Genomic DNA, 26,136 nt, shown 5'->3' on the forward strand with positions numbered 1-26,136 from the left:
GCTCCTATGCCGCCCGTGACTGCTTGATCAGCGCCAGCGCCTCGGCCGGATCAATCCGCCCATCATACAGCGCACGGCCGGAGATCGCGCCTTCGAGCTTCGCAGCGCGTGGCTCAAGCATGGCCTTGATATCATCGATGGAGGCGAGGCCGCCCGAGGCGATCACCGGAATTGAAATCGAATCGGCCAGCGCAATCGTCGCATCCCAATTGATGCCCTTGAGCAGACCATCGCGCGCGATGTCGGTGAAGATGATGGCGGCGACGCCGGCATCTTCAAAACGCTGCGCGATTTCGAGTGCGGTGACGGTCGAGGTCTCGGCCCAGCCTTCAACGGCAACCTTGCCATCGCGTGCATCGAGGCCGACGGCGACCTTGCCAGGGAATTTCTTCGCCGCTTCCTTCACCAAAGCGGGATCGCGCACCGCAGCCGTACCGATAATGACACGGGTGATACCTTTGGAAAGCCAGGCTTCCACCGTCTTGAGATCGCGAATGCCGCCGCCGAGCTGCACCGGCATCTTGATGACCTTCAGCATCGATTCCACGGCCTGCGCATTCACCGGCTTGCCTGCAAAGGCGCCATCGAGATCGACGACATGCAGATATTCGAAGCCCTGGGTTTCGAAGTCGCGCGCCTGTGCTGCGGGATCGAGGTTGAACACAGTGGCGCGCGCCATGTCGCCCTGTTCGAGGCGAACGCACTGGCCGTTTTTCAGATCGATGGCGGGAAAGAGAATCACGGCTTCCACTTCAGAAAGTTCGAAATCAGGGCCAGCCCGAAACGCTGGCTCTTTTCGGGATGAAATTGCGTACCGATCGCGGTGTCCTTGCCGACGATGGCGGTGATGGGACCGCCGTAATCGGCGCGCGCCAACACATCGGCCTCGTTGACCGCGTTCAGGTGATAGGAGTGCACGAAGTAAGCATGGCGGCCCTTCGGCCCGAGCGGCAGGCGCTCCAGCACCGCGTGCTCGCGCACCATGTCGAGCGTGTTCCAGCCCATATGGGGGATCTTCAGATTCTCTTCGCGCGGCTGGATCTTCTCGACATCGCCAGCAATCCAGCCCAGCCCGTCGGTCGTGACGTGTTCCTTGCCCTTGGTCGCCATCAGCTGCATGCCGACGCAGATGCCGAAGAAAGGTCGAGCCTTGTCGCGCACCGCTTCCGACATCGCCTCGACCATGCCGTCCAGTGAATCCAGTCCCTTGCGGCAATCCGCAAAGGCGCCGACGCCGGGCAATACGATGCGATCGGCGCGAAACACCGTTTCGGGATCGCGCGTGACGATGACTTTCTCGGGCACGTCCATGCTGCGCGCGGCGCGCTCGAACGCCTTCGCCGCGGAGTGCAGGTTGCCCGAGCCGTAATCAATAATGGCAACGCTCACCGTGTCACTCCCGGTTGCGGGAATAACCCGATGATGTCGTTTTGCGCCGGAGACGGCGGACGTGAGAAAGGCTGGCTGGGAACGTGACGGGTCGGCGGCGGACCGCCGCGATCGCTCGCCCACTGGTCGTTGACGGCGTTGTGTTGGGCGGTCCAGCGATCGAAGAAGCGACGCTCGGCGGCATCCTTGTTATTGGCGACGACCACATCGAGCTGACGCCACTTGCCGCGCGACAGGGTCCAGCGGCGCAGGCTGGCGCCCTCGAAGCCCATCAGCAGCGCAAACAGCAGCATCACGACGAAACGCGCGCCGATATCGACCTTCAACATCGACAGCGCGACTTCGCCTGCGACCGACAGCACGACATAGCCGAGCAACGCCCACCACAGCCGATGATAGATCAGCCAGATCAGGCCGGCGACGAAGGCCCAGAAATGGAATCCATCGCGCACGAACTCGAACTTGTCCGTTGCCGCAAACGGCTCAGGGCCGGCACCGCGAGGCGCATGAACTGTGTAGACCGGCATGGCAAACTCCGCCCGAAACCGTAGAGGCCGATCAGCCGCCGAGCTGACCCTTGGTGGATGGCACTTCGCCGGCATTGCGCGGATCGATCGCAACACCCGTCCGCAGTGCCCGCGCCAGACCCTTGAAGCAGGATTCGGCAATGTGATGGCTGTTCTCGCCATATAGGGTTTCGACGTGCAAAGTCACGCCCGCATTGCCGGCAAAGGCATTGAACCACTCGCGCACCAGTTCGGTGTCGAATTCGCCGATCTTGTGGGTCGGGAAGGTAGACTTGAACACCAGCACCGGCCGGCCGGAAATATCCAGCGCCACCCGGGTCAGGGTCTCGTCCATCGGCATATAGACCGAGGCATAGCGGGTGATCCCGGCCATATCGCCGAGCGCCTGCTTGACCGCCTGGCCAAGCGCGATGCCGACATCCTCCACCGTATGATGGAAATCGACATGAAGGTCGCCGACCGCCTTCACGGTGACGTCGATGCGGGAATGGCGGGCGAGCAGATCAAGCATATGGTCGAAGAAGCCGATTCCGGTGGTCGATTTGGATACGCCGGTACCGTCGAGGTTCACGGAGACCTCGATATCGGTTTCCTTGGTCTTGCGCTTGATTGTCGCCGTGCGCATGAAAACGCCTCTCCGCCTGCTGAAAACGCGCCCTTTTAACAGGGAGATGACACCTTCGCTACCGCGGGAGAGCCGATTCCGGACCGATCTTTGCGCCTATGGTGACCGGAATCCGCGCGCATCGGCCGCTGGCCTATGCTTCCTCGCCGGATTTGCAACGGCCGGTATCCGTGCCTAGATCAGGCGCTCAAGAGGGTTTCCATGAACGCATCCTATTCGGCCTCCCATGACGGATCGTCTCCGGTCTGGCACGGCACCACCATCCTGACCGTCCGCAAGGGCGGTAAAGTCGTCATCGGCGGCGATGGCCAGGTCTCGATTGGCCAGACGGTCATCAAATCCAATGCCAAGAAGGTCCGGAAACTGGGCCGCGGCGACGTGATCGGCGGCTTTGCCGGCGCCACGGCGGACGCCTTCACCTTATTCGAGCGTCTCGAAGCGAAACTGGAGCAGTATCCCGGCCAATTGACCCGGGCGGCCGTCGAACTCGCCAAGGACTGGCGCACCGACCGGTATCTGCGCCGGCTGGAAGCCATGATGATCGTCGCCGACAAGGACGTCTCGCTGGTGCTCACCGGCACCGGCGACGTGCTGGAACCGGAAGCCGGCGTGATGGCGATCGGCTCCGGCGGCAACTACGCACTGGCGGCGGCAAGGGCCTTGGTCGATACCGACCAGGATGCCGAGACCATCGTGCGCAAGTCGCTCGATATCGCCGCCGATATCTGCGTCTACACCAACCGCAACGTGACCCTGGAAATGCTGGACGCATGACCGTCGCGGGTCACAACACCCGCGCGTCGTCCGTCAGCGACCTCTCGGTCAAGCAGGGCGTAGTCATTGCGCTCGGTCTGCTCGCCCTGCAAGCGGCACTTCTCTATGCAATGGGGCGGCTGCCGATCTGCGCCTGCGGCTATGTGAAGCTCTGGCATGGCGTGGTGCTGAGTTCGGAAAATTCACAGCACCTCACCGACTGGTACACTTTCTCCCACATCATCCATGGCTTCCTCTTTTACGCCGCTACCTGGCTGCTATTGCCGCGACTGTCCTGGATCGCGCGCCTGATCGTCGCCATGCTCGTGGAAGGCGGTTGGGAGCTGCTGGAAAATTCGAGCTGGATCATCGAGCGCTATCGCGCCGGAACGATGTCGCTGGATTATTTCGGCGACAGCATCGTCAATTCGCTGGCAGATACATTATCGATGATCGCCGGCTTTATTATCGCAAAGAAGCTGCCGGTCGCCGCCACCGTCGCGATCGCTTTGCTGTTTGAAATTCTGGTCGGCTTGCATATTCGCGACAATCTCACTTTGAACGTGATCATGCTGATTCATCCATTCGAAGCGATCCGGACCTGGCAGGCCGGGCCACCCATCATCTGATCCGCTTGTCCCAACGCCCTTCTCACCCTACGTAGAGCGACATGACCGACTTTTCCCCCCGCGAAATCGTTAGCGAACTCGACCGCTTCATCGTCGGCCAGCATGATGCCAAACGCGCAGTGTCCATCGCACTCCGCAATCGTTGGCGGCGCCTGCAGCTAACGGGATCGCTCCGCGAGGAAGTGCTGCCGAAGAATATTTTGATGATCGGCCCCACCGGCGTCGGCAAGACCGAGATCGCACGGCGGCTGGCGAAGCTCGCCGGCGCGCCGTTCATCAAGGTCGAGGCCACCAAGTTCACCGAGGTTGGTTATGTCGGCCGTGACGTCGAGCAGATCATCAGGGATCTCGTCGAAGTCGCGATCTCACTAACCCGCGAGCGCAAGCGCAAGGATGTCCAGGCGCGCGCTCAGCTCGCCGCTGAGGATCGCGTGGTCGATGCACTGGTTGGCGCCACCGCAAGCGCGGCCACGAAAGATTCATTCCGCAAGAAGCTCCGCACCGGCGAGCTCAACGACAAGGAAATCGAGATCGAGGTGCAGTCATCCGGCGGCCCGTCGATGTTCGAAATCCCGGGGATGCCCGGCGCACAGATGGGCGCGATCAATATCGGCGATATCTTCGGCAAGATGGGCAAGGGTACCAAGACGCGCCGCCTGCGTGTCGAGGATGCGCATGAGCCACTGGTGAATGAGGAAGCCGACAAGCTGCTCGACAGCGATGCGCTGGTGCAGGAGGCGATCTCTGTCGTCGAGAACAACGGCATCGTCTTCCTCGACGAAATCGACAAGATCTGCGTGCGCGACGGCCGCAGCGGCGGCGAGGTCTCGCGCGAAGGTGTGCAGCGGGATCTGCTGCCGCTGATCGAAGGCACGACAGTGTCCACCAAGCACGGTGCAGTGAAGACCGACCACATCCTGTTCATCGCCTCCGGCGCATTTCATATCGCCAAGCCGAGCGACCTATTGCCGGAACTGCAAGGCCGCCTGCCGATCCGCGTCGAGCTCAATGCGCTCACGCGTGATGACATGCGCCGCATTCTCACCGAGCCGGAAGCGTCGCTGATCAAGCAGTATGTGGCGCTACTGCAGACCGAAGGCGTGACGCTGGAATTCGCCGACGATGCGATCGATGCGCTGGCGGATGTAGCTGTTGCCGTAAATTCAACCGTCGAGAATATCGGCGCGCGCCGTCTGCAGACGGTGATGGAGCGCGTGCTCGACGAGATCTCGTTCGCGGCGCCGGACCGCAACGGCGAGACGATCCGCGTCGATGCCGCCTATGTGCAGAAGCATGTGGGGGATCTGGCGAAGAATTCGGATCTGAGCCGTTTTATTTTGTAGGGACAATTCGTCATTCCCCGCCACTCCGACTGGAGTGGCTGAGGGCGCGGGCAGCGTCAGCTGCACGCGAACCCGGAACCTCGGGCGGCCCTATCGCTGCGAGTTTCCGGGTCTGCGCTCCAGCCGGCTTCGACGACTTATGTGCATCCCGGGATGACGAGTTCGGGCCTACCTCGCCCGCCTGATCCGCACATACAGCGCACCGGCGCCGCCGTGCCCGATATGCGCTTCCTCGAATCCCACCACCAGCGAACGAAACTCTGGCAGCCCCAGCCAGAGCGGCACCTGACGGCGCAGGATGCCGCGCTCGGATTCCGGACCGGTGGTCCGGCCCTTGCCGGTGATAACCAGCACGAAGGTCATGCCGTCATGGCTGGCGCGATGCAGGAAGACGGACAGCGCGTGATGCGCGCGCGTCTGTGTCATCCCGTGGAGATCGATCCGCGCATCGATGTCCTTGCGACCGCGCGAGAGCTGCGAACGTTCGCGACGGCCGAGCGGAGCCAAAGGCGGCACGGGCTGCGGTGCAGGCTTTGCGAGTTTGAGGACTGCCGGCGGTGCCGAGGTCATCTTCCTGGGCACCACGGCTTTCACGAGCGTTGGCGCTTCTTCCGCGGGCTCCGGCTTCACCACGCGCTTCTTGCGCAGCGGCTTGACCTGTTTGGCGACCAGTTCCCAGAGCGCGCGCTCCTCTTCGCTCAGCGCGCGGCGACGGCGCGGCGCCACGGGATCGATGAGTTGCGGTGGACGTGAACGCTTCATTGCCAGGGGAAACGGAAGAGTGACTGCGGCTGCTTCGCTGCGCGATGATACACGCGGTGCCGGACTGTGACACGTTTCGGTTTAACTTCTCGCTTCACTTCAGGTTTTACTTCGGGTTTTTTCTGCGGTTTCGCCTCGGCTGCGACTTGAGGCGCGACCGCAGGCCGTGCCTCCGGCAATGGCGCTGCCTTAGCTGCGGCTGGAAGCGATGCCGGAGCGGGCGCGACTGCAGCCGCAGCCGGTTTTGCAACTGGCAATGGCGTCGTCGTGGTCACCGCTGGTGCTGCGGGTTTCGACGTGGCCGATGTATCGGGCCTGGACGTATCGGGCTTTGCTGCAGCCTTGTTATCGGCCGCGGAATTTTCGACCTTCGATGCTTCTGCAGGCTTCGGCTCGGTCTGCGGATAAAGTTTTGCGATCACTGCCGACGGCCGAGCATCGGGCAGCGGCATGTGATGGCCGCGCGCAGAGGGATCGAGACTCTTCGGCACCAGCATCGCGAAGCGCGCGGGATGACGCATCCGACCGGCGACTCGGCCAGCTTCTGCGCCGGCGCCAAAATACAGATCGGCACGAGCCGGGCCGACAATGGCCGAGCCGGTGTCCTGCGCCACCATCAGGCGACGGAACGGCGTCTTTGCCGTATCTGAATCGACAGGCAGATCGCCTTCGATGAAGAACGGTGTGCCATAGACATGCAGCGACTTATCGACGGCGATGGATCGGCCCGGCGTCAGTGGCACGCCTTGCGCACCGACGGCTTCGTCCTTGTCGGAGAGCTGCACTTCGCGGAAGAACACGTAAGAGCGGTTCTGCCGACGCAACTCGCTCGCGGCATCCGGGTTCTCGTCCATATATTGCCGAATGCGCTGCATCGACATCTGCTCGCGCGGGATGATGCCGCGATCGATCAGCACGCGACCAACCGGCGTGTAGCGATAGCCATTATGCGCATCGTAATTGATCCGCACCGTGCCGCCGTCTTCGAGGCGCACGCGTGCCGAGCCCTGGATCTGCGTGAACAGCAGATCGGTCTGACTCTTCAGCCAGACGATTTCGAGCCCGCGTCCGGCGATGGCGCCATCCTCGATTTGGCCGCGATCGTAATAAGGCACGAGCTTGCGGCGGCCGATCTTGCGAAACACATCGCCGCCATTCGGCATGCTTGCGGAGGACTGGCTATAGCCGCGCACGAACAGATTCGACGGGCGGCGATAGACCGGCACCGTATAGACATCGGTTTTGGTCCGCGAGCCATCGATCACCGGCTCATAATAGCCGGTGACGAAACCTTCGGGTTCGCCGAGCCGCGAGATACGCAGCGGCAGGAAATGCTCTTCAAAGAAAGCCCGGGCCTTGGCGCCGTCGGAAATGTCGGCGCTCCTCGCTGCACGACAGGGATCGCGGAGCGTGGTGCCGAGCGCCTTGGAATCTGGCAGTGGCTTGCGTTGAGCTACGATCGGTTTGCAGCTGGTGCGAAAAGCCTGAAAGGCGAGGAGGTGATCGTCTTCGCTCCAGCCGGCGATATTGGCCCACGCGACAGGCTCGTACTGGCTGCCTGTGAATTCGAACGGCCATTCCCGCGGCGGATTGTGCCGCGGGACATAGACAAATTGTGCAGGATCATTCTTGGTGTGGCGCCGAGCCCGTGCGTCTGCAGGGGCAGGGATCAACGCAGCAGCAATCACGCACAGCGCGGCAAGCCGGCCGAACCTGGCAGCGTTACTGCACGCTGCCGGTGCCAACCAGCTTCCAATTCGGATCGCGCGAGGTGATATCGCGAGCAAAGGTCCAGACGTCGGTGATGTCGCTGACCTTGTCGGCATTGCCGTCGACCACAGCGCCGGTCTTGTCGCGCGTCACCGAGATCATCTGCGACACGAAACGCACGGTGAGCTGCGCCGCGCGGTCGCGCACTTCGGCGCCGACGAGTTCGGCCTTGTCGATTGAGACGAAGCGGGTCTCGGTCTTCTGCTCGTTCTTCTCGCGGTCCTTAATGACCGCGTCGAACGAGTCGAACACTTCCGATGACAGCAGATCCTTCAGCGACCGACGATCGCCATTGGCAAAGGCCAGCACGATCATCTCGTAGGCGCCCTTGGCGCCAGTGATGAAATGGCGGGGATCGAATGACGAATCCTGTTCCACGACGGCATCGAGACCGGTGGCGAGTGGCGTGCCCGGTTCGGTGATGCCCTTCCAGCGCTCCGCGGGAGAGACGTCGGCGGCCGGTGCCGGGGCAGCCTGATCGACGGGACCGCCGGGCATGGGCACGACATTGCCTTCAGGCGGCAGAGCATCACGCGCCGCGCGGTCGAAGGGCGGACGCTCTTCGCCGGTGCGCTGTCCGAGCACATTGCGCAGGCGGATGAAAATGAAGACCGCCAGTGCCAGGAAGATGATGGTGTAAATGTCCACGTCTTATTGCTTTCTGATCGGTGCCGGGCATGCCCGGCGGAAGACTATGCCGCCCATCGCGGTCCTGAAATCGGCTCCCGCAAGGTCGGGAGATCGCGTCATGAGCGAACCTGCTCCATGTAGACATGAAACTAAGCCCAGCCAATGGCGCGCCATCGTGTCCGGCTGCGGCAAAGCGGCCTTTGCGCCGGCAGCCTCGACCGCAACCGCTTCGATAAATTCTAGCGCGTTTGTCCGGCAGAGGAAATCAGATCGGATGAGGAAAACCCGCACTTTCAGTCATTTACCGCGAATTCGGGGCGAATATGACCGGTTTTGCGCCTGGATGCCCAAGCGTTGGGTCAAACCAGCGATTTTCTAGCGTCCAGGTTGTGGCGTGGCATCCTTGTCGAGTGCCGCAGGCCTATGATAGCCACTCGCCGCGATCACCTCATTCGACCGTTCGCGCGGACGCCCGCGACGAACCGGTTCCACCCGCCCGGCAGCGCTTCAGGAGAATTTTCGATGGCAAACGGCAACGGCACCCCTCCGGAGCAGTCACCCCCCCAGCTCAATGTGCTGGCGCAATACACCAAAGATCTCTCCTTCGAGAATCCGAACGCCCCGGCCTCGCTAGCACCGCAGGCCCAGCAGCCGAACATCAATATCCAGATCAATGTCGGCGCCAACAATCTCTCGGAGAGCGAATATGAAGTGACGCTGTCGGTCGAGGGCAAGGCCGAGAACGCCGGCTCAGTACTATTCTCGTTCGAACTGGCCTATGCTGGCGTATTCCGCATCGTCAATGTGCCGCAGGAAAACCTGCACCCGCTGGTTATGATCGAATGCCCGCGCCTGCTGTTCCCGTTCGCGCGCGAAATCATCGCCACCGCGGTACGTGATGGCGGCTTCCCGCCGCTGATGCTCGATCCCGTGGATTTCGTCGGTCTGTACCGGCAGAACCTGGAACGTCAGGCTCAGGCCGACGCTGGTCCGGCAAACTAAGTTCGGGTGCTCGAAACAACAAGCTTACGTCATGGCCGGGCTTGTCCCGGCCATTATCGTTTTACGACGGCGTTCCCAGAAATTCGTTCCAGATTGCCTTCTCGCCCATCGTTGCGACAAAGGCGCGGTGCTCGGCGCGATCGGCTTCGGTCACGCGTGGCGCAAGTGCGATCTCGCGCTGGCGGCGCGGTGCGTCATTGATGCTGCCGGTGCGCTGCGCAGGCGCTTCGTCCGCCAGGATCAGTTGCGACTGCCGGGCGCCGATGAGGTCGATATAGACTTCCGCCAGCAATTCGGAGTCGAGCAGCGCGCCGTGCTTGGTACGCCGGGAATTGTCGATCGCATAGCGGGCGCAGAGATCGTCGAGCTTGTTCGACACGCCGGGATGCTTGCGCCGCGCCAGCAGCAGCGTGTCAACGAGACGCTCGCGCGGCACCGGCGGGCGCTTGATGCGGTCGAGCTCGGCATTGATGAAGCCGAGGTCGAACATGCCGTTATGAATCACCAGCGGCGAATCACCGATGAAGGTCATGAAGTCGTCGACCACTTCGTGAAACAGCGGCTTGGTCGAGAGGAACTCGGCCGACAGCCCGTGCACGTTGAACGCTTCCTGAGGCATGTCGCGCTCGGGATTGACGTAGACATGGAAAGTCTGGCCGGTCGGCATCCGGTTGAAGATTTCGAGGCAACCGATTTCCACCAGCCGATCGCCCCGGAGGGGATCGAGGCCCGTGGTTTCGGTATCCATGACGATTTCACGCATCGAACTAAGCCGGTTGTCGAATCAGGGGACGGTCAGGGCCGCCGTTGTGGCATCTTAACAGCCTCGGCGAGAATTTCACGGATCCGCTCCCGCACGGGGTCCAATCCGTTCGATGTATCCACCACGAAGTCGGCGCGCTTGCGCTTTTCGGCGTCAGGCAGCTGCCGCGCCAGGATGGCGTCAAGCTTCTCGGCCGTCATACCCTCGCGCGCCAGGATGCGCTCGCGCTGCTGCTCAGGATTGGTGGACACGACGACCACCGCATCGACCCGCTTTTCACCGCCGGTCTCATAGAGCAGGGGTACATCAACCACCGCCACCGGCACGCCGGATTTCTCGGCATCGTCCAGGAATTTCCTGTGATAGGCTGATAGCAGCGGATGCACGATCTGCTCGAGCTTCTTCATCGCGGCGGCATCATGCACGACCTGTGCAGAGAGCTTCGCGCGATCGACCTTGCCGTTATCTGTGGTGCCGGGGAAGGCGGCTTCAATCAGCGGCGCAGCTTCGCCCTCATAGACCATGTGCACAGTGGCGTCGGCGTCATAGACCGGCACGCCGGCTTCCATGAACAATTTCGCGGTGGTCGATTTGCCCATTCCGATCGAACCGGTCAGCCCCAATACGCGCATCAAGTCCTCATCAAAATCAGATCGCGATCATCTCTTCGCCGCGCAGGAAACTCAGCAGCGGCAGCAGCGGCAGACCGAGAATGGTGAAGTGATCGCCTTCGATCAGCTCGAACAGATGCACACCCAGACCTTCGAGCTGATAGGCGCCAACACTCGTCGACACCTTGTCGCCCGCAGCATCCAGATAGGCATTAATCGCGGCATCATCCAGCTTACGCATGGTCATGTGCGCGACAGAGACATTGGAGAACAACGTCGCGCCATCGCAAACGACGGCGAGCGCTGAGTGCAATTCGTGGGTCCGGCCGGCGAGAGCTGCAAGTTGTTCGGCCGCCTGTTCGCGTCCGGCGGGTTTGCTGAACATCCGATCGCCCAGTGCCAGGGTTTGATCGGCGCCAAGAACATAGCGACCAGGATGACGCAGCGAGATAAAGGCTGCCTTCCGCTCGGCGAGCAAAGCTGCGATCTCGCCCGGCGCCTTCAACCCGGATTTCTGCTGGATGCCGCGCTCATCGATATCCGCTGGCATCGCATCGAAGGTGATGCCGGCATTCGCCAGCAACTCGCGACGGGCCAAACTCTGCGACGCCAAGATCAGCGGTTGCACGCCGCGCCAAATGGTCATTCGGACATCCTCTGACGCTGGCGATCGGCCAGCAGTTTCATGATGGCTGCCGCGGTTTCCTCGATGGAGCGACGTGTCACTTCCAACAAAGCCCAGCCGTATTTGGCACTAAGCTTGCGCGCATAGGTCACTTCATCCGTGACCGACTGGCGATCGATATAATCGTCATTAGCCGTATCGCTGCCAATGCTCAGAAGCCGGTTCTGGCGAATCTGAATCAAGCGCTCCGGCGTTGCGTGCAGGCTGACCACCAGCGGATTTTTCAACGTCTCAAGCTGGTGGGGAATGGGGATGCCGGGGACCAGCGGCACATTGGCCGTGCGCACACCACGATTGGCAAGATAAATTGATGTCGGTGTCTTCGACGTGCGCGAAACGCCGACCAGAACCACGTCCGCTTCTTCGAGGCCTTCCACATGCTGGCCGTCGTCATGCATCATCGAATAATTCAGCGCATCGATACGCTTGAAATATTCGGCATTGAGCGTGTGCTGCGCGCCGACGCGGCCGGTGGTCGACGCACCAAGATAGGCCTGAAAGAGCTGCATCACCGGCCCGATGATCGACAGGCTCGGGCTGTTGATCTCCTGGCATTTGGCTTCCAGTCGGCCGACCAGATCTTTTTCCAGTAGCGTAAAGAGAACAATGCCCGGCGCTTCCTCGATCTCGGAAAGCACCCGATCAAGCTGCTTCTGACTCCGCACAAGCGGGTAGACATGCTCGACCGGCGTGACATTCGCATATTGCGCAGCGACGGCGCGGGCCACGGTGATCAATGTCTCACCGGTCGAATCGGAGACCAGATGAAGATGAAAATAGCTGCCGGTGGTGGGCACCATGATCGTGTATGTCCTGTGAATCTCTGTGGAGCTTTTCCGGAATATCGACCACCGCCTCGGCGGACCCGGGATAACTCGGTTTTTTCTTCACAGGCCTCATGAAGAGGAAAAACTCTGAGGCTGCCTGGAATGATAATGGGGTTATCCAGGTTTGTCTTGGGATAATCCAGTGCACGGCGACGGTAAGCCTTTGCGCTGCATATCGAACTTGCATGCGAGCGGCTGTCGGAAAATCACACGGCGATGTGCATAAGCGCGGGACAGTTCTGGGATTGTTTTGGGCGGCTGAAATCCACTGTCACTTAGACTCAAACCTAAGATTCTATAAATATTATTTAAGAGAAGGATGGCTTGCGGATAGTGCGGTGATCCGCTCTGTATCGGCGTGTCCTGCAACGCGGCTTTCCGGTGAAGTGTTCCGGTCTCGGCACGTGCGATGTGACGCAGTGATGCTGGAAAGAACTTTCGAATGTATGAATGGGCCAAGGCGCTGCATGTGATCGCCGTCATCTCGTGGATGGCAGGCATGCTCTATCTGCCGCGACTGTTCGTCTATCACTGCGATGCGGAGATCGGCTCGAAGCAATCCGAAACCTTCAAACTGATGGAGCGTCGTCTGCTCAAGGCGATCATCAATCCGGCGATGATCGCCACCTGGATCGTCGGCCTGTATCTCGCCTGGGCCGGTCACTGGTTAAGCTCGGGCTGGTTTCACGCCAAACTGACGCTGGTGCTGCTGATGTCTGGCGTTCATGGTTTCCTGAGTGCCCGGGTGCGTGATTTTGCTCAGGACAAAAATACGCGGACTTCGAAATTCTATCGAATTATCAACGAGGTACCGACCGTTTTGATGATCCTGATCGTGATTTTGGTGATTGTGAAGCCGTTCTAGGCTAAATTTGTCATCACAACCGCCGTCTCGGCTCCTTGCGCGACACCCTGCGATTTTCTATATTCGCGTCATCCCACCCCACGCAGGCGGATGTGGTTTGTACCGGTTTCGCTTTTTAAACCGGCCACCGCATCAGGTTTGAAGCTCCTTCAGCACCTTCCTCGCTCAAGACTTCCTGGCCAGAGACCTGCGGACTTTCCTGATCTTTTCCAGCGTCCGCATCCGTCTTGGCTACCTCGCGCTCCCTCCCCGACTTTCCACAGGATCCCTCCCAATGCGGGAAATGAAACTCCAGGACCTCAAGGCCAAGACGCCAGCCGAGCTTGTCTCGTTTGCGGAAGAGCTCGGGGTCGAAAATGCCAGCACCATGCGCAAGCAGGAGCTGATGTTCGCGAGCTTGAAGCAGCTTGCGATCAAGGAAACCGACATCATCGGCGAAGGCGTCGTCGAGGTTCTCTCCGACGGCTTTGGCTTCTTGCGGTCGCCCGATGCGAATTACCTGCCGGGCCCAGACGATATCTACGTCTCGCCCTCGCAAATCCGCCGCTTCGGCCTGCGCACCGGCGATACGGTTGAAGGCCATATTCGCAGCCCGAAGGAAGGCGAACGCTATTTCGCTCTGCTGAAGGTCAATACGCTTAACTTCGAGGATCCTGAGAAGTCGAAGCACAAGGTCAATTTCGACAACCTGACCCCGCTCTTTCCAGATCAGCGTTTCCGCCTTGAGCTGGAAGATTCGACCCGCCGCGATCTCTCGGCACGCGTCATCGACATTGTGGCGCCGATCGGCAAAGGCCAACGCGCATTGATCGTTGCGCCGCCGCGCACGGGTAAAACCGTGTTGATGCAGAACATCGCGCATTCGATCACGGCCAATCATCCGGAATGCTATCTGATCGTTCTTCTGATCGACGAACGTCCGGAAGAAGTCACCGACATGCAGCGTTCGGTGAAGGGTGAGGTCGTCTCCTCGACCTTCGACGAACCGGCGGTGCGTCACGTTCAGGTCGCTGAAATGGTGATCGAGAAGGCCAAGCGCCTGGTCGAACATGGCCGCGACGTCGTCATCCTTTTGGATTCGATCACCCGTCTCGGGCGCGCCTACAACACCGTGGTGCCGTCGTCCGGCAAGGTGCTGACCGGCGGTGTTGACGCCAACGCGCTGCAGCGTCCGAAGCGCTTCTTCGGTGCGGCTCGTAACGTGGAAGAAGGTGGTTCGCTGACCATCATCGCCACCGCGCTGGTCGATACTGGCAGCCGTATGGACGAAGTGATCTTCGAAGAATTCAAGGGCACCGGTAACTCGGAACTCATCCTGGACCGCAAGGTCTCGGACAAGCGGACCTTCCCCGCGATCGATATTTCGCGCTCCGGCACCCGCAAGGAAGAGCTCATCACCGATCCACAGCTGCTCAAGAAGATGTATGTCCTCCGCCGCATTCTCAATCCGATGGGTACGATGGACGCTATCGACTTCCTGCTCGACAAGCTCCGCAATACGAAGAACAACTCGGAATTCTTCGATTCGATGAACACGTAAGCTTAGGGGCTGTTCGAGCGAACAGTTTCAGGAATGCAAAAGCGCCGTTGCGACAGCAGCGGCGCTTTTTTGTTATGAGTCCACAAACCGTCATTGCAGGATGTACGTCGGTAGGCGCAGCGATCAGAGTGCGAATCCGGAATGTCCCGCTTGGCTTAAAAGATGCGACGCAAGAATCTGATTGCGCCACCTGCAGCCCATCGGCAAATAGGCGATGCATCCACGCGACCAGACGATCTACGCTTTGTCCTCCGGACGCCCGCCGACGGCGATTGCGATTGTCCGCGTGTCAGGTCCTCAGGCAGGCGAGGCGCTGGCGCGTCTGGCAAGGAAGCTGCCGGCGCCGCGGATGGCCACCCATGTTTTCCTCTCGGATGACCGGCTCGGGCCGATCGACGATGCGGTGGTGCTGTGGTTTCCGGGACCGGCCAGTGCGACCGGCGAGGACATTGCCGAATTTCACATTCATGGCGGGCGCGCAGTGCTGGCTTCCTTGTTTGAAGCGCTGGGCGCTATCGACGGCTTGCGGCCGGCGGAGCCCGGCGAATTTACGCGCCGTGCGTTCGAGAACGGCAAGCTCGACCTGACCGAGGCGGAAGGCCTTGATGATCTGATCCATGCCGATACCGACCGGCAGCGGCGTCAGGCGCTGCGGCAGCTCAAGGGACTGCTCGGCGACAAGGCGCGCAACTGGCGACAGCAGATCATCGAGGCGCTGGCCCTGGTCGAAGTCGGTATCGATTTTTCCGACGAAGGCGACGTATCCGCCGAATTACTGGCGCCGGCTTTGGCGAAAGCATCGGCGCTGCATCGGGAGATCGAGGACGTGCTGGCGGCGCAGGGTCGAAGCGAGCGGTTGCGTGACGGTCTGGTGGTGACCATCGCTGGCCAGCCCAATGTCGGGAAATCAACGCTGATGAATCAGCTCGCCCGCCGCGATGTGGCAATTGTTTCACCGTATGCCGGCACCACCCGGGACGTCATCGAGGTGCAACTCGATCTCGACGGTTATCCGGTGACGATCATCGATACCGCCGGCATTCGCGAGACGGCCGATCCGGTGGAGGGGGAGGGCGTGCGCCGGGCGCGGGCTCGGGCGGCTGAAGCGGATCTGGTGCTGTGGCTGGTCGACTCCGGCGCGGAGGCATCCAATCCGGGGCAATGGTTGGCGGAATCTAAAACGCCGGTCTGGGTGGTCCGGAACAAGGTCGATCTGATCCAGGGTGCGTCGGCCGGGCCAGACTTGTTGATCGCCATCTCTGCAGAGCGCGGCGATGGCCTCGCACAACTGTTGGCCCTGCTGGTCGATTTCGCCGGTCGGTACTTCGGGAGCGGTGAGGCCGGGCTGATTACCCGGGAGCGGCAACGTCTTTTGCTGCGCAGCACGTCGGATTTGCTGCAGCATGCTGCAGCATCGGCTGAGCAAGGCGAAGAATTCGTAGCCGAGGATATGCGTGCTGCAGCGCAGCAATTGGGACGGTTGCTTGGGCGTGTCGATGTGGAAGACATCCTCGATAGCATCTTCCGGGATTTTTGTATAGGTAAGTAATATTACTTTGTTCATTTTTAATGAAATGAATATTGAATCAACTCGGGTGTGGAGCTCTCGGTAAAAGCATAGAGATTTCAGCCATCATTGCGAGCGGAGCGAAGCAATCCAGAAGGCCGGGTAGCTGACTTGCAAAAGACAGGACTGCTTCGTTGCAATACGCCCCTCGCAATGATGGCCGAAGAAGAATGTGTTTCACGTGAAACAGTCCGGCCTCCATTCTTCCAAAGACACTGTTGTTTCACGTGAAACGCTGCCTGTGGATTTCTCTTCAATCCCGGCGGCGCCCGCGCTAGAAGCTGCAGCCATGCAGGACAAGTTTGACGTCATCGTAATCGGGGGAGGCCATGCCGGCTGCGAGGCCGCGGCTGGTGCTGCGCGCATGGGCGCGCGGACGGCATTGGTCACGCATCAGTTTGCGACCGTTGGCGCGATGTCCTGCAACCCAGCCATCGGCGGTCTCGGTAAGGGCCATCTCGTTCGCGAGGTGGATGCGCTGGACGGGTTGATGGGACGCGTCGCCGATGCCGGCGGCATCCAGTTCCGCATGCTCAACCGCAAGAAGGGTCCAGCCGTTCGTGGCCCGCGTACCCAGGCGGACCGCAAGCTTTACGCTGCAGCGATGCAGGCGGCGATCGTGGCGACCGAGAATCTGAGTGTGGTTGAAGGCGAGGCCGACGACCTGCTGATGTCAAATGGCCGGGTCACCGGCATCCGTCTGGCCGATGGCCGCGAACTCTCCGCCGGATCGGTGGTCATCACCACCGGGACCTTTCTGCGCGGCCTGATCCATCTCGGCGAGAAGAACTGGCCCGCTGGCCGGATCGATGAAGCTCCCGCACTCGGCCTGTCCAAGGCGTTCGAACGCGTCGGCTTTACCCTCGGACGGCTCAAGACCGGCACGCCACCGCGGCTCGATGGGACCACCATAGACTGGGCCGCCGTTGAGATGCAGTCCGCCGACGATCCGCCGGAGCCGTTTTCGGTGATGACCGATCGGATCACCAATCCGCAGATTCAGTGCGGCATCACGCGCACCACACCGGCGACCCATGAGGTGATCCGGGCCAATGTGCATCGCTCGCCGATGTATTCCGGCCAGATCAAGAGCTCGGGGCCGCGCTATTGCCCGTCCATCGAGGACAAGATCGTCCGTTTCGGCGATCGCGATGGCCACCAGATCTTCCTGGAGCCGGAAGGCCTCGATGACTCCACGGTCTATCCCAACGGCATCTCTACCTCACTGCCCGAGGACGTTCAGGCTGCGATCCTGGCCTCGATCCCCGGTCTCGAGCGGGTCCGAATGGTCCGCCCGGGCTATGCGATCGAATATGACCATGTCGATCCCCGCGAACTCGATCCGACCCTGCAGACCAAGCGCGTCCCCGGCCTGTTTCTGGCCGGGCAGATCAATGGCACCACCGGATACGAAGAAGCCGCCGCCCAGGGTCTCGTCGCCGGTCTGAATGCGGCCCTGGCCGCGAGTGGGAGCCAGCTGACCGTATTCGATCGTGCCGATGGCTATCTCGGCGTGATGATCGACGACCTGGTCACCCGTGGGATTACCGAGCCCTATCGGATGTTCACTTCACGGGCGGAATACCGTCTCACGCTGCGTGCCGACAACGCCGATCAGCGCCTGACCGACAAGGGTATCAGTCTGGGATGTGTCGGCAGCGCTCGTTCGGCCCGCCATGGCGCCAAGATGGAAGCCCTCGGCGCTGGTAAAGCCCTGACCCAGGCGCTCTCGATCACTCCTAATGGGGCCGCTAAGCACGGTCTGGCGCTCAATCATGACGGTCAGCGTCGCTCCGCCTTCGATCTCCTGTCCTACCCGGAGACCGAATGGGCCACTGTGACCCGGATCTGGCCAGAATTGTCGGCCATTGACCCAGCGATCGGCACCCATATCGAGATCGATGCCAAATATGATGTCTATCTGAAGCGTCAGACCGCGGATGTGGAGGCTTTCCGCCGTGATGAGGGTCTCTCGCTCGTGGATGTCGACTATGATGTGGTCCCCGGACTGTCCAATGAGGCCCGGGCGAAGCTTAAAGCCGCGCTTCCGCACACAGTGGGGCAGGCGGGACGTCTGGATGGTATGACCCCGGCCGCGCTGGCCATTCTCGCCGCCTATCTCCGCCGCGAAGCGCGCAAGCCGAAGGCTGGTTTGGCCTAGTTGTTTGTTTCACGTGAAACAGGAAGCCGAAATCAGCGTGGCTCTGTTGAAGATGGCTTCGTTGGGCGGGGCCAGAAGGCGATAGCAGCGACGGCCACTGTAAAGAGAACCACCGCGACGATCGTCTGGACCACGTCGAAATTGAGTGCATCACGCGAGACGAATAGCGCAGTGATGGGTGCTGCCAGCATCAGGAAAAGCCGTACGATCACACTCATGGTCATCTGCCTCCAACGATGATTCATTGGAGGCCGGACTCGTCCCGCTCGCATTGATCCTGGTCAACTCACTGTCCTGCATCCTCTAGACTGCAAAGCCTTGCGCCCTCAGGACTGCATTCAGCTGGTCATCAGAGGTGCTGAACAAGTCGTACAAGACAGCATAAGGATCGCCTTCAAGCTTGAGAGCACGCGCAAAGGCGGGCTCTGTCTTTACTCCCCCGGCCCGTAACGCGTAGACGGCGGTATGGAAGGCGGGTCCGCCCAGGCTCAGCAGTCGCTTCTCGACCTCGAAGTGCCGCCAGCCGGCTTGATCCTGTACGGGAGTCGAGCTGACGAAGATCTCGAACGGCCATCCATACGCTTCGAATATCGCGATCACCGGTCGGCCTTTGGCCGACCATTGATAGATGGCAAAGCTTTCGGACTCGCCGAAGTGCTTCCAGATAAGTCCGACAGCCGCGGACAGGTCGGCGGCGCAACAGACGATATCGATGTCCCTGTCGGACCGGGCGACTCCGAGCGGCAGCGTGCCGATCACATGCGGGTCGAATGGCTCGAGGATGCCGAGCAGGTCGGTGCGTCGAAGGGCTTCCTGATAGGTCGGGCGCTCATTCATCGGCAATTCCCGCCCGGATTCGTCGCCTCAATCCGGCAATTTGATAGCGACAGCAATGGACTCAGAGTATGGATGGGTCCCAACAGCTTTTCAGACAATCCAATGGCCCAACGATCCCAGCAAGCTGCTCCCGCACCCCGGCTCGATGCCGACAAGGCCGCGGCCCTGCGGCTGACACCTGTTTCACGTGAAACGGAAGACAGGCTCGATCGTTATGTTGACCTGTTGCTGCAGTGGCAGGCCAAGACAAATCTGATTTCGCCGGCCACGCTTCCAAATCTCTGGACGCGCCATATCTCGGATTCGCTGCAGCTTCTGAACCTCGCGCCGGATGCAAAGATCTGGCTCGACTTCGGCAGCGGCGGAGGTTTCCCCGGCGTCGTTCTGGCCTGTGCCATGGGTGACGTCGTGGGTGGGCATATCCATCTCGTCGAGCGCAATGCCAAGAAGGCGGCGTTCCTGCGCGAAGCGCTACGGGTGACGCAAGCCCCTGGTACAGTTCATCTGGCTGACATCGGGGATAATGTGGATAGATTTCCCGAACACGTCGATTGCATCACTGCACGTGCTGTTGCCTCGTTACATATCGTCATCGGTTTCGCTGAGCCCTTCATGAAGCCGGGCACAAAAGCCTTATTTCTCAAGGGTCAAGATGTAGAATCGGAATTGACCGAAGCTACTAGATATTGGAATATAAGCCCGCGCCTGCATGCCAGCCTGACCGGCGGACAAGGCTGGATCGTTGAACTCGACCGGATCGAGCGACTGACCCCGTCCGCAAACCAAAATGGCCACACCAATGACAGTAATTGATCAGCAATATCAAGAGCATACGTCAAATATGGTGCCTGGCCATCCGCGCATCCTGGCACTGGCCAATCAGAAGGGCGGCGTCGGCAAGACCACCACCGCGATCAATCTCGGCACGGCACTGGCTGCCATCGGCGAGCGGGTGCTGATCGTCGATCTCGATCCGCAGGGCAACGCATCGACCGGTCTCGGCATCGATCGTCGCAATCGCAACTGCTCGACCTATGACGTCCTGATCGGCGAAGCGCCGCTGCGCGATGCCGTTGTCGTCACGGCCGTGCCACGTCTGCATATCGCTGCCTCGACGATGGATCTTTCGGGCCTCGAGCTTGAACTCGGTTCGGCCCGCGACCGCGCCTTCCGGCTGCGCGATGCGATCGGCGAGTTGAACAACAATGTCTCGCCGGGCTCCGACTACACTTACGTGCTGATCGATTGCCCGCCGTCGCTCAATCTTCTGACGGTCAACGCGATGGCCGCATCGGATGCGATCCTCGTTCCTCTGCAGTGTGAGTTCTTCGCCCTCGAAGGTCTGTCGCAATTGTTGCAGACGGTGGAGCAGGTGCGCTCGACGTTGAACCCGAACCTGTCGATCCATGGCATCGTGATGACCATGTTCGACGCACGCAACAACCTGTCGAACCAGGTCGTTGCTGACGTACGCGAGTTCATGGGAAGCAAGGTTTACGAGACCATGATCCCGCGCAACGTCCGCATTTCGGAAGCACCGTCCTACGGCAAGCCGGTGCTGGTTTATGATCTGAAGTGCTCGGGCTCCGAAGCCTACTTGCGGCTCGCGACCGAAGTGATTCAGCGCGAGCGTGATCTGCGTACTGCTCACTGAAATCTTGCGTCGATAGTTTTCGGGATGCGGTGAGCTTTGCGCTACCGATCCTGCGGTCTGAATTTTTAGTTTGAGTACGGAGTACCCCGCATGAGTTCGAAGGGATTGGCGATGGCTGATGAAGCGCGTTCGCGGTTGGGTCGCGGTCTTGCAAGTCTGATCGGCGATGTCGGCGGCGAAGCCGCGCATGTCGAGCGGCCTTCGCGTAACCAGCGCAAGGTGCCTATCGAATTCCTCAAGGCCAATCCGCGCAACCCGCGTCGCACGTTTGCTGATGCGGAACTCAGCGAACTCGCGGCATCGATCAAGCAGCATGGCGTGATCCAGCCGATCGTGGTGCGTCCGGTGAAGGGCTCGAACGATCGCTTCGAGATCATCGCCGGCGAACGCCGCTGGCGCGCGTCGCAGATCGCCGGTCTGCATGAAGTGCCGATCGTGCCGCTCGACGTGACGGATTCGGCCGCGATGGAAATCGCGATCATCGAGAACGTCCAGCGCGAAGATCTCAATGCGATGGAAGAGGCGCAGGGCTATCACGCGCTCGCCGAGACCTACAAACACAGCCAGGACGAGATCGCGAAAATCGTCGGCAAGAGCCGTAGCCATGTCGCCAACATGATGCGCCTCACCAAGCTGCCGGAGGACGTGCAGGGCCTGATCGCTTCCGGTCAGTTGTCCAACGGTCATGCCCGGGCACTGATCAACCTGCCGGATGCGTCGAGCGCCGCGAAGCGGATCATCGCCGAGGGGCTGAACGTTCGTCAGACCGAAGCACTCGCGCATGAAGAAGGCGTGCCGGAGCGCGCGCCGCAGAAGCCCCGCACGTCGTCTCCCAAGGCGGCGAAGGATGCCGACACGATCGCGCTGGAAAAGCGGGTCAGCGACGTGCTCGGGCTGAAGGTGTCGGTGGATCACCGAGATCCCGGCGGTACCGTGATCATCAAGTATCGCGATCTCGATCAGCTCGACGAAATTCTGAAGCGGCTGGATGCGGGAAGCTAACCGCGCCGCCTTGCATTCACGGCAATCGACATCAACGCCCTCTGTGCGATCACCGCGCCGAGGGCGCTTTGTTTGCGGACATCGAGGGCGGCGACGGCGAGCTGGTCGATGATATTCACCAGTCGTTGTGCTGAGAAATTTCGCAGTGCCGCTTCGACCGTTCCCTTGCGCGAAAAATGCAGCCGCGGAAATCCGCTCTCGACAGCCGATGACGCAGAGCTGCCGGCTTCGACAAGCAGACTGGCTTTGTGCAGCAATGCGGCCTGGCGCTGCGCCGCCATCATGATCATGCCGGGATAGGTCCCGGCGATCATCGCCTTGTTGAACTCAACCTCGACGGCCGCGGGATTTCCGGCAAAGGCGCCATCGACGATCGGATCGATCTTCAGCTCGGATGCGTCGGCAACAACGGCCATCACATCGTCGAGCGTGACTTCGCCGGTGCCATGCGCATAGAGCGTCAGTTTGCGGAGTTCGTTGCGCGACGCCTGCCGATCGCCACCGAGCAGCGACATCAGCGTCGCGCGCGCATCGGGCGCCATGCGGAGATTGGAGACGCGGAGTTCTTCGTCGATCAACTTTGCGAGGTCACGCTCGGTGTCCGGGTAACAGGCAATCGCTACCGCGGTCCTGGCCTTCTCGCAGACCTTCCGCAAAGGCGATTCCGGCCGTAGCTCGCCAGCCTCGATGACGATACGGCAATCCTTGATGTCGGAGTCGGCGAGGGTGTCGACGCCGCTGGAAAAATTCTTCGAGCCCGCGCGCACGCGTATGGCGCGGCGACCGCCGAACAGCGGGACGGTCATGGCTTCTTCGACGAGGCGCGACGGCTCGGCGGCGAGATCGTCGCCGTCCATGCGGACCAGCGAAAATGGATCGTTGGGATCGTCGACGGCGGATTTCATCAACGCATCGGCACGCTCGCGAACGAGTCCGGCATCAGCTCCGTAGAGCAGGATGATCGGCCGACCGGTATCCGGCCTGGCCAGGAACGTGTCGATATCTTTTCCGCGAAGCGCGACCACGCGAGGCGCTTAGGTGCCGGCGTAGAAGAACGACGCCAGCCGGGTGTTGATATTGTCGGCGATCTCACCGGCCGCGCGGTCCTCGGCATCACGATAGGCACGGGCGCGGGCGAAGCGCTGCAGCTGGCCAGGAATGTCGTAGGTGACGCGGGAGAAGGTGCTGCCGGTCAGGACCTGCTTGCCGGTGGCGATCTCGATCAGGCCGTAGGTCGCATCGATGCCGTAGTTTTCGCTGGTCGGCAGCGCGGTATTCGGATCGACGATCAGCGAGGTGCGGCTCGGGTTGAAGCGGATCTTGAGCTGATAGGTCGGCGGCAGGCCGGTGGCGCTGCCATACATCTTGAACATCAGCGCGTTGCGGATCGCGACACCGACGCGCGCCTGCGGCGACGCATTGGGATATTCCAGCGGTGGAACTTCGACGCCCTGCAGTTTCTCGCGCAGGCCGGGTTTGCCATCGCCACGCTCGGCATACATCGGCTGGAAGCAGCCAGCCGTCAGCGCCGCCAGGGTGGCGACGACCATGAGCCGGGCGGCAATGCGGGATTTAGCCGACAACATTCACGATCCTCTGGGCGACGACGATGACCTTCTTGACGGGCTTGCCGTCGAGAGCCTGTTTTACAGCATCGAGCGCCAGAGCGGCAGCCTCAATTTCCGGGTTCGTCGCTTCCCGGGCCACTGTGACTTCTCCGCGCTTCTTGCCATTGACCTGCACCGGCAGGGTCATGGTGTCTTCAACCAGCAGATTGGGCTCGATTTGCGGCCAACGGGCTTCCGAAATCATGCCCGGTTGCCCCAGTACGCCCCAGCATTCTTCGGCCAGATGCGGCATCATCGGTGCAAACAGTTGAACAAGGATGACCGAGGCCTCGTGGAGCGACCAGCAGACGTCCGGGGCCGGGGTTCCCGGACGCGCCAAGGCTTCGCCCAGCACGTTAGAGAATTCGCGGATATGGGCGAGACAGACGTTGAAATGCAGTTTTTCGATCTCGGTCGAGACCTTGCTGAGCGCGCCATGGGCGGCCTTGCGGATCGCCAGCGCATCGGGATTGAATTCGGTGGGACGGGCTGCCGGCGCTGATTTGCCGTGCGCGGCTGATTCGCTGATCTGACGCCACAGGCGCTGCACGAAACGCGAGGCGCCCTTGACACCTTCCTCGCTCCAGATCACGTCGCGGTCCGGCGGCGAGTCCGACAGCATGAACCAGCGGGCGGTATCGGCGCCGTAGGTGCCCATGATGTCATCGGGGTCGACCGTGTTGCGCTTCGACTTCGACATCTTTTCGATCGGGCCGATGGTGATGTCTTCGCCAGTGGCGATCAGCGTAGCGCGTTGGCCGTTACCGCCGATCTCGATGTTGATCTCGGCCGGTGAGGCGAAGGTGCCGTCCTGCTTCTTGTAGGTCTCGTGAACCACCATGCCCTGCGTGAACATGCCGGCGAATGGTTCGTCGAAATTGACGTGACCGGTGGCCTTCATGGCGCGGGTGAAGAAGCGACTGTAGAGCAGATGCAGGATCGCGTGTTCGACGCCGCCGATATACTGATCGACTGGCATCATTCGATTGGCGACGGACGTCGTCGTCGGTGCGGTCTCGTTCCACGGATCGGTGAAGCGCGTGAAATACCAGGACGAGTCCACGAACGTGTCCATGGTATCGGTTTCGCGCCGTGCATCCGCGCCGCAATTCGGACACTTCACATGCTTCCACGTCGGATGATGATCAAGCGCATTGCCCGGCTTGTCGAAGGAGACGTCCTCCGGCAGCACGACCGGCAGATCCTTGTCCGGCACCGGCACGATATCGCAGCTCGGGCAGTGAATGATCGGGATCGGGCAACCCCAATAGCGCTGACGTGAGATGCCCCAGTCGCGCAGGCGGAAATTGATCTCGCGCTTGCCCCAGCCGTCCTTCTCGAAGATTTCGAGCGACCGCTTCATGGCTTCTTCGCAGGTCATCACGCCGGGTTCGCCAACCCAGCGCACATATTGCACCGTATCGGTCTTCGCCGGAACGAACGCGACATCCTGCACGCGCTCGTCGCTGCCGACCGGCACGAACACGTCCAGTACCGGCAGATCGTATTTGCGCGCGAAATCCAGATCGCGCTGGTCATGCGCGGGACAACCGATGATGGCGCCGGTGCCGTAATCCATCAGCACGAAGTTCGCGATATAGAGCGGCAGCGTCCATGACGCGTCAGCGGGATGTGTGACCTTGATACCGGTGTCGAAGCCCAGCTTCTCTGCCGTGTCGATCTCGGCCTGCGAGGTGCCCATGCGATGGCATTCCTCGATGAAGGCCGCCACCTTCGGATCTATCTCAGCCAGCGCTTTTGCCAGCGGATGATCTGGCGAGATCGCCGAGAAGGTCGGGCCATACATCGTGTCCGCGCGCGTCGTGAACACGGGCAGCGTGTCGAAACCTGCGGGCGCGCCGATCAGTCCGAACTGGAAATGCAGGCCTTCCGACTTGCCGATCCAGTTGCGCTGCATTAGGCGCACCTTGTCCGGCCAGCGATCCAGCGTATCCAGCGCGGACAACAGCTCGTCAGAATATTTGCTGATCTTGAAGAACCACTGGGTCAGCTCGCGCTGTTCGACCAGCGCGCCAGAACGCCAGCCGCGGCCGTCGATGACTTGCTCATTGGCCAGCACGGTGTGATCGACCGGATCCCAGTTCACCTTGGACTTCTTGCGCTCGGCCAAACCTGCCCGCATGAAATCGAGAAACATCTTCTGCTGATGCTTGTAATAAGTTGGGTCGCAGGTTGCGAATTCGCGCGACCAGTCCAGCGACAGACCCATGGTCTGCAGCTGCTTCTTCATCGATGCGATGTTCTCATAGGTCCAGGCCTTCGGGGCGACCTTGCGCTCGATGGCGGCATTCTCGGCGGGCAGGCCGAACGCGTCCCAGCCCATCGGATGCAGCACGTTCTTGCCCTGCGCGCGCTGGAAGCGCGCGACGACGTCGCCCATCGTATAGTTGCGGACATGGCCCATATGGATGCGCCCTGACGGATAGGGGAACATCTCGAGCACGTAATACTTCTCGCGCGGATCGTCGTTCTTGGTGGCGAAGATCGCCTTCTCGTCCCAGACGCGCTGCCAGCGCGGTTCGGTCTCGCGGGCGTTGTAACGTTCGTTGCTCATGGTGCTTTTGAA

The 26,136-nt window shown here is 61.0% G+C and carries 27 protein-coding genes; 11 read left to right on the top strand and 16 right to left on the bottom strand.

The window, feature by feature from the left end:
• Positions 1-4: 4 nt before the first annotated feature.
• Genes hisA through hisB form a run of 4 tightly spaced genes read right to left on the bottom strand, consistent with a single transcriptional unit; the run spans position 5 to position 2,541 of the window.
• Positions 5-742, bottom strand: a complete 738-nt coding sequence (gene hisA, locus AB8A33_RS26865; RefSeq protein ID WP_439095564.1) for a 1-(5-phosphoribosyl)-5-[(5-phosphoribosylamino)methylideneamino]imidazole-4-carboxamide isomerase — start codon at positions 740-742, stop codon at positions 5-7.
• Positions 739-1,389: an imidazole glycerol phosphate synthase subunit HisH gene (gene hisH / locus AB8A33_RS26870; RefSeq protein WP_439095565.1), complete on the bottom strand. Its 651-nt coding sequence runs from the start codon at positions 1,387-1,389 to the stop codon at positions 739-741. Before hisH ends, hisA begins: the two co-directional genes overlap by 4 nt.
• Positions 1,386-1,916 (bottom strand): DUF2628 domain-containing protein, encoded by a 531-nt coding sequence (locus AB8A33_RS26875; RefSeq protein ID WP_439095566.1) that lies wholly within the window; start codon positions 1,914-1,916, stop codon positions 1,386-1,388. The genes hisH and AB8A33_RS26875 overlap by 4 nt, the downstream gene beginning before the upstream one ends.
• A 31-nt stretch (positions 1,917-1,947) precedes the next feature.
• A complete protein-coding gene (gene hisB, locus AB8A33_RS26880; RefSeq protein WP_068730239.1) occupies positions 1,948-2,541 on the bottom strand; it encodes an imidazoleglycerol-phosphate dehydratase HisB in 594 nt (197 codons plus the stop codon).
• A 201-nt stretch (positions 2,542-2,742) separates the two neighbouring features.
• Between hisB and hslV the strand changes: the two genes are divergently transcribed.
• From hslV to hslU, 3 genes are read left to right on the top strand one after another with little or no spacing between them, the layout of a single operon-like run.
• The gene (gene hslV, locus AB8A33_RS26885) at positions 2,743-3,315 is read left to right on the top strand and encodes an ATP-dependent protease subunit HslV (protein ID WP_115032094.1); all 573 of its coding nucleotides are present in this window, start codon (positions 2,743-2,745) and stop codon (positions 3,313-3,315) included.
• On the top strand, positions 3,312-3,923 hold the full coding sequence (locus AB8A33_RS26890) for a DUF2585 domain-containing protein (protein ID WP_439095567.1): 612 nt from the start codon (positions 3,312-3,314) through the stop codon (positions 3,921-3,923). The genes hslV and AB8A33_RS26890 overlap by 4 nt, the downstream gene beginning before the upstream one ends.
• 41 nt (positions 3,924-3,964) lie before the next feature.
• Entirely contained in the window at positions 3,965-5,266 is a 1,302-nt protein-coding gene (gene hslU, locus AB8A33_RS26895) for an ATP-dependent protease ATPase subunit HslU (protein WP_439095568.1), read from the top strand.
• A 168-nt stretch (positions 5,267-5,434) separates the two neighbouring features.
• On the opposite strand, the gene AB8A33_RS26900 is transcribed toward hslU, so the two are convergent.
• The 3 genes from AB8A33_RS26900 to AB8A33_RS26910 are packed head-to-tail and all read right to left on the bottom strand — an operon-like array spanning position 5,435 to position 8,446.
• Positions 5,435-6,028 (bottom strand): Smr/MutS family protein, encoded by a 594-nt coding sequence (locus AB8A33_RS26900; RefSeq protein ID WP_439095569.1) that lies wholly within the window; start codon positions 6,026-6,028, stop codon positions 5,435-5,437.
• Positions 6,025-7,773 carry a murein transglycosylase A gene (gene mltA / locus AB8A33_RS26905; protein ID WP_439095570.1) on the bottom strand — a complete coding sequence of 583 codons (1,749 nt, stop codon included), beginning with the start codon at positions 7,771-7,773 and terminating at the stop codon, positions 6,025-6,027. Before mltA ends, AB8A33_RS26900 begins: the two co-directional genes overlap by 4 nt.
• Complete coding sequence (locus AB8A33_RS26910; RefSeq protein ID WP_439095571.1) at positions 7,751-8,446, bottom strand: Tim44/TimA family putative adaptor protein; 696 nt, start codon at positions 8,444-8,446, stop codon at positions 7,751-7,753. The genes mltA and AB8A33_RS26910 overlap by 23 nt, the downstream gene beginning before the upstream one ends.
• A 504-nt stretch (positions 8,447-8,950) precedes the next feature.
• On the opposite strand from AB8A33_RS26910, the gene secB reads away from it, so the two are divergent.
• Positions 8,951-9,430: a protein-export chaperone SecB gene (gene secB, locus AB8A33_RS26915; RefSeq protein ID WP_068730233.1), complete on the top strand. Its 480-nt coding sequence runs from the start codon at positions 8,951-8,953 to the stop codon at positions 9,428-9,430.
• Between the two features lie 61 nt (positions 9,431-9,491).
• On the opposite strand, the gene dnaQ is transcribed toward secB, so the two are convergent.
• Genes dnaQ through AB8A33_RS26935 form a run of 4 tightly spaced genes read right to left on the bottom strand, consistent with a single transcriptional unit; the run spans position 9,492 to position 12,286 of the window.
• The gene (dnaQ, locus tag AB8A33_RS26920; RefSeq protein WP_439095572.1) at positions 9,492-10,193 is read right to left on the bottom strand and encodes a DNA polymerase III subunit epsilon; all 702 of its coding nucleotides are present in this window, start codon (positions 10,191-10,193) and stop codon (positions 9,492-9,494) included.
• 32 nt (positions 10,194-10,225) lie between these two features.
• On the bottom strand, positions 10,226-10,825 hold the full coding sequence (coaE, locus tag AB8A33_RS26925) for a dephospho-CoA kinase (protein WP_439095573.1): 600 nt from the start codon (positions 10,823-10,825) through the stop codon (positions 10,226-10,228).
• Between the two features lie 16 nt (positions 10,826-10,841).
• Positions 10,842-11,450 (bottom strand): Maf family protein, encoded by a 609-nt coding sequence (locus tag AB8A33_RS26930; protein ID WP_439095574.1) that lies wholly within the window; start codon positions 11,448-11,450, stop codon positions 10,842-10,844.
• A complete protein-coding gene (locus tag AB8A33_RS26935; protein ID WP_089263669.1) occupies positions 11,447-12,286 on the bottom strand; it encodes a pyruvate, water dikinase regulatory protein in 840 nt (279 codons plus the stop codon). Before AB8A33_RS26935 ends, AB8A33_RS26930 begins: the two co-directional genes overlap by 4 nt.
• 472 nt (positions 12,287-12,758) lie before the next feature.
• Here AB8A33_RS26935 and hemJ point away from each other — a divergent pair, with 472 nt between their 5' ends.
• From hemJ to mnmG, 4 genes are all read left to right on the top strand, one after another.
• The gene (hemJ, locus tag AB8A33_RS26940) at positions 12,759-13,181 is read left to right on the top strand and encodes a protoporphyrinogen oxidase HemJ (RefSeq protein ID WP_439095575.1); all 423 of its coding nucleotides are present in this window, start codon (positions 12,759-12,761) and stop codon (positions 13,179-13,181) included.
• A gap of 274 nt (positions 13,182-13,455) precedes the next feature.
• The gene (gene rho / locus AB8A33_RS26945; protein ID WP_068730228.1) at positions 13,456-14,721 is read left to right on the top strand and encodes a transcription termination factor Rho; all 1,266 of its coding nucleotides are present in this window, start codon (positions 13,456-13,458) and stop codon (positions 14,719-14,721) included.
• Between the two features lie 214 nt (positions 14,722-14,935).
• The gene (gene mnmE, locus AB8A33_RS26950) at positions 14,936-16,270 is read left to right on the top strand and encodes a tRNA uridine-5-carboxymethylaminomethyl(34) synthesis GTPase MnmE (protein WP_439095576.1); all 1,335 of its coding nucleotides are present in this window, start codon (positions 14,936-14,938) and stop codon (positions 16,268-16,270) included.
• A 307-nt stretch (positions 16,271-16,577) separates the two neighbouring features.
• Positions 16,578-18,449 carry a tRNA uridine-5-carboxymethylaminomethyl(34) synthesis enzyme MnmG gene (gene mnmG / locus AB8A33_RS26955; protein WP_439095577.1) on the top strand — a complete coding sequence of 624 codons (1,872 nt, stop codon included), beginning with the start codon at positions 16,578-16,580 and terminating at the stop codon, positions 18,447-18,449.
• A 32-nt stretch (positions 18,450-18,481) separates the two neighbouring features.
• On the opposite strand, the gene AB8A33_RS26960 is transcribed toward mnmG, so the two are convergent.
• Together AB8A33_RS26960 and AB8A33_RS26965 are read right to left on the bottom strand one after the other, a co-directional pair.
• Positions 18,482-18,667 carry a hypothetical protein gene (locus tag AB8A33_RS26960; RefSeq protein ID WP_439095578.1) on the bottom strand — a complete coding sequence of 62 codons (186 nt, stop codon included), beginning with the start codon at positions 18,665-18,667 and terminating at the stop codon, positions 18,482-18,484.
• A gap of 85 nt (positions 18,668-18,752) precedes the next feature.
• The gene (locus AB8A33_RS26965) at positions 18,753-19,286 is read right to left on the bottom strand and encodes a DUF4269 domain-containing protein (RefSeq protein WP_439095579.1); all 534 of its coding nucleotides are present in this window, start codon (positions 19,284-19,286) and stop codon (positions 18,753-18,755) included.
• Positions 19,287-19,388: 102 nt separating this feature from the next.
• Between AB8A33_RS26965 and rsmG the strand changes: the two genes are divergently transcribed.
• The 3 genes from rsmG (at position 19,389) to AB8A33_RS26980 (ending at position 21,942) form a co-directional block, all read left to right on the top strand.
• On the top strand, positions 19,389-20,099 hold the full coding sequence (rsmG, locus tag AB8A33_RS26970; protein WP_439096073.1) for a 16S rRNA (guanine(527)-N(7))-methyltransferase RsmG: 711 nt from the start codon (positions 19,389-19,391) through the stop codon (positions 20,097-20,099).
• Positions 20,086-20,940 carry a ParA family protein gene (locus AB8A33_RS26975; protein WP_439095580.1) on the top strand — a complete coding sequence of 285 codons (855 nt, stop codon included), beginning with the start codon at positions 20,086-20,088 and terminating at the stop codon, positions 20,938-20,940. The genes rsmG and AB8A33_RS26975 overlap by 14 nt, the downstream gene beginning before the upstream one ends.
• A gap of 111 nt (positions 20,941-21,051) precedes the next feature.
• Positions 21,052-21,942: a ParB/RepB/Spo0J family partition protein gene (locus AB8A33_RS26980; RefSeq protein WP_439096074.1), complete on the top strand. Its 891-nt coding sequence runs from the start codon at positions 21,052-21,054 to the stop codon at positions 21,940-21,942.
• Here AB8A33_RS26980 and holA read toward each other — a convergent pair.
• The 3 genes from holA to leuS are packed head-to-tail and all read right to left on the bottom strand — an operon-like array spanning position 21,939 to position 26,124.
• Positions 21,939-22,967 (bottom strand): DNA polymerase III subunit delta, encoded by a 1,029-nt coding sequence (gene holA, locus AB8A33_RS26985; protein ID WP_439095581.1) that lies wholly within the window; start codon positions 22,965-22,967, stop codon positions 21,939-21,941. The two genes, AB8A33_RS26980 and holA, sit on opposite strands and share 4 nt — an antisense overlap.
• Positions 22,968-22,976: 9 nt before the next feature.
• Positions 22,977-23,528, bottom strand: coding sequence for an LPS assembly lipoprotein LptE (lptE, locus tag AB8A33_RS26990; RefSeq protein ID WP_439095582.1), 552 nt, complete (start codon positions 23,526-23,528; stop codon positions 22,977-22,979).
• Positions 23,515-26,124 carry a leucine--tRNA ligase gene (gene leuS / locus AB8A33_RS26995; protein WP_439095583.1) on the bottom strand — a complete coding sequence of 870 codons (2,610 nt, stop codon included), beginning with the start codon at positions 26,122-26,124 and terminating at the stop codon, positions 23,515-23,517. Before leuS ends, lptE begins: the two co-directional genes overlap by 14 nt.
• Positions 26,125-26,136 lie beyond the last annotated feature (12 nt).

Source organism: Tardiphaga sp. 813_E8_N1_3 (assembly GCF_051811025.1).
Lineage (GTDB): Bacteria > Pseudomonadota > Alphaproteobacteria > Rhizobiales > Xanthobacteraceae > Tardiphaga.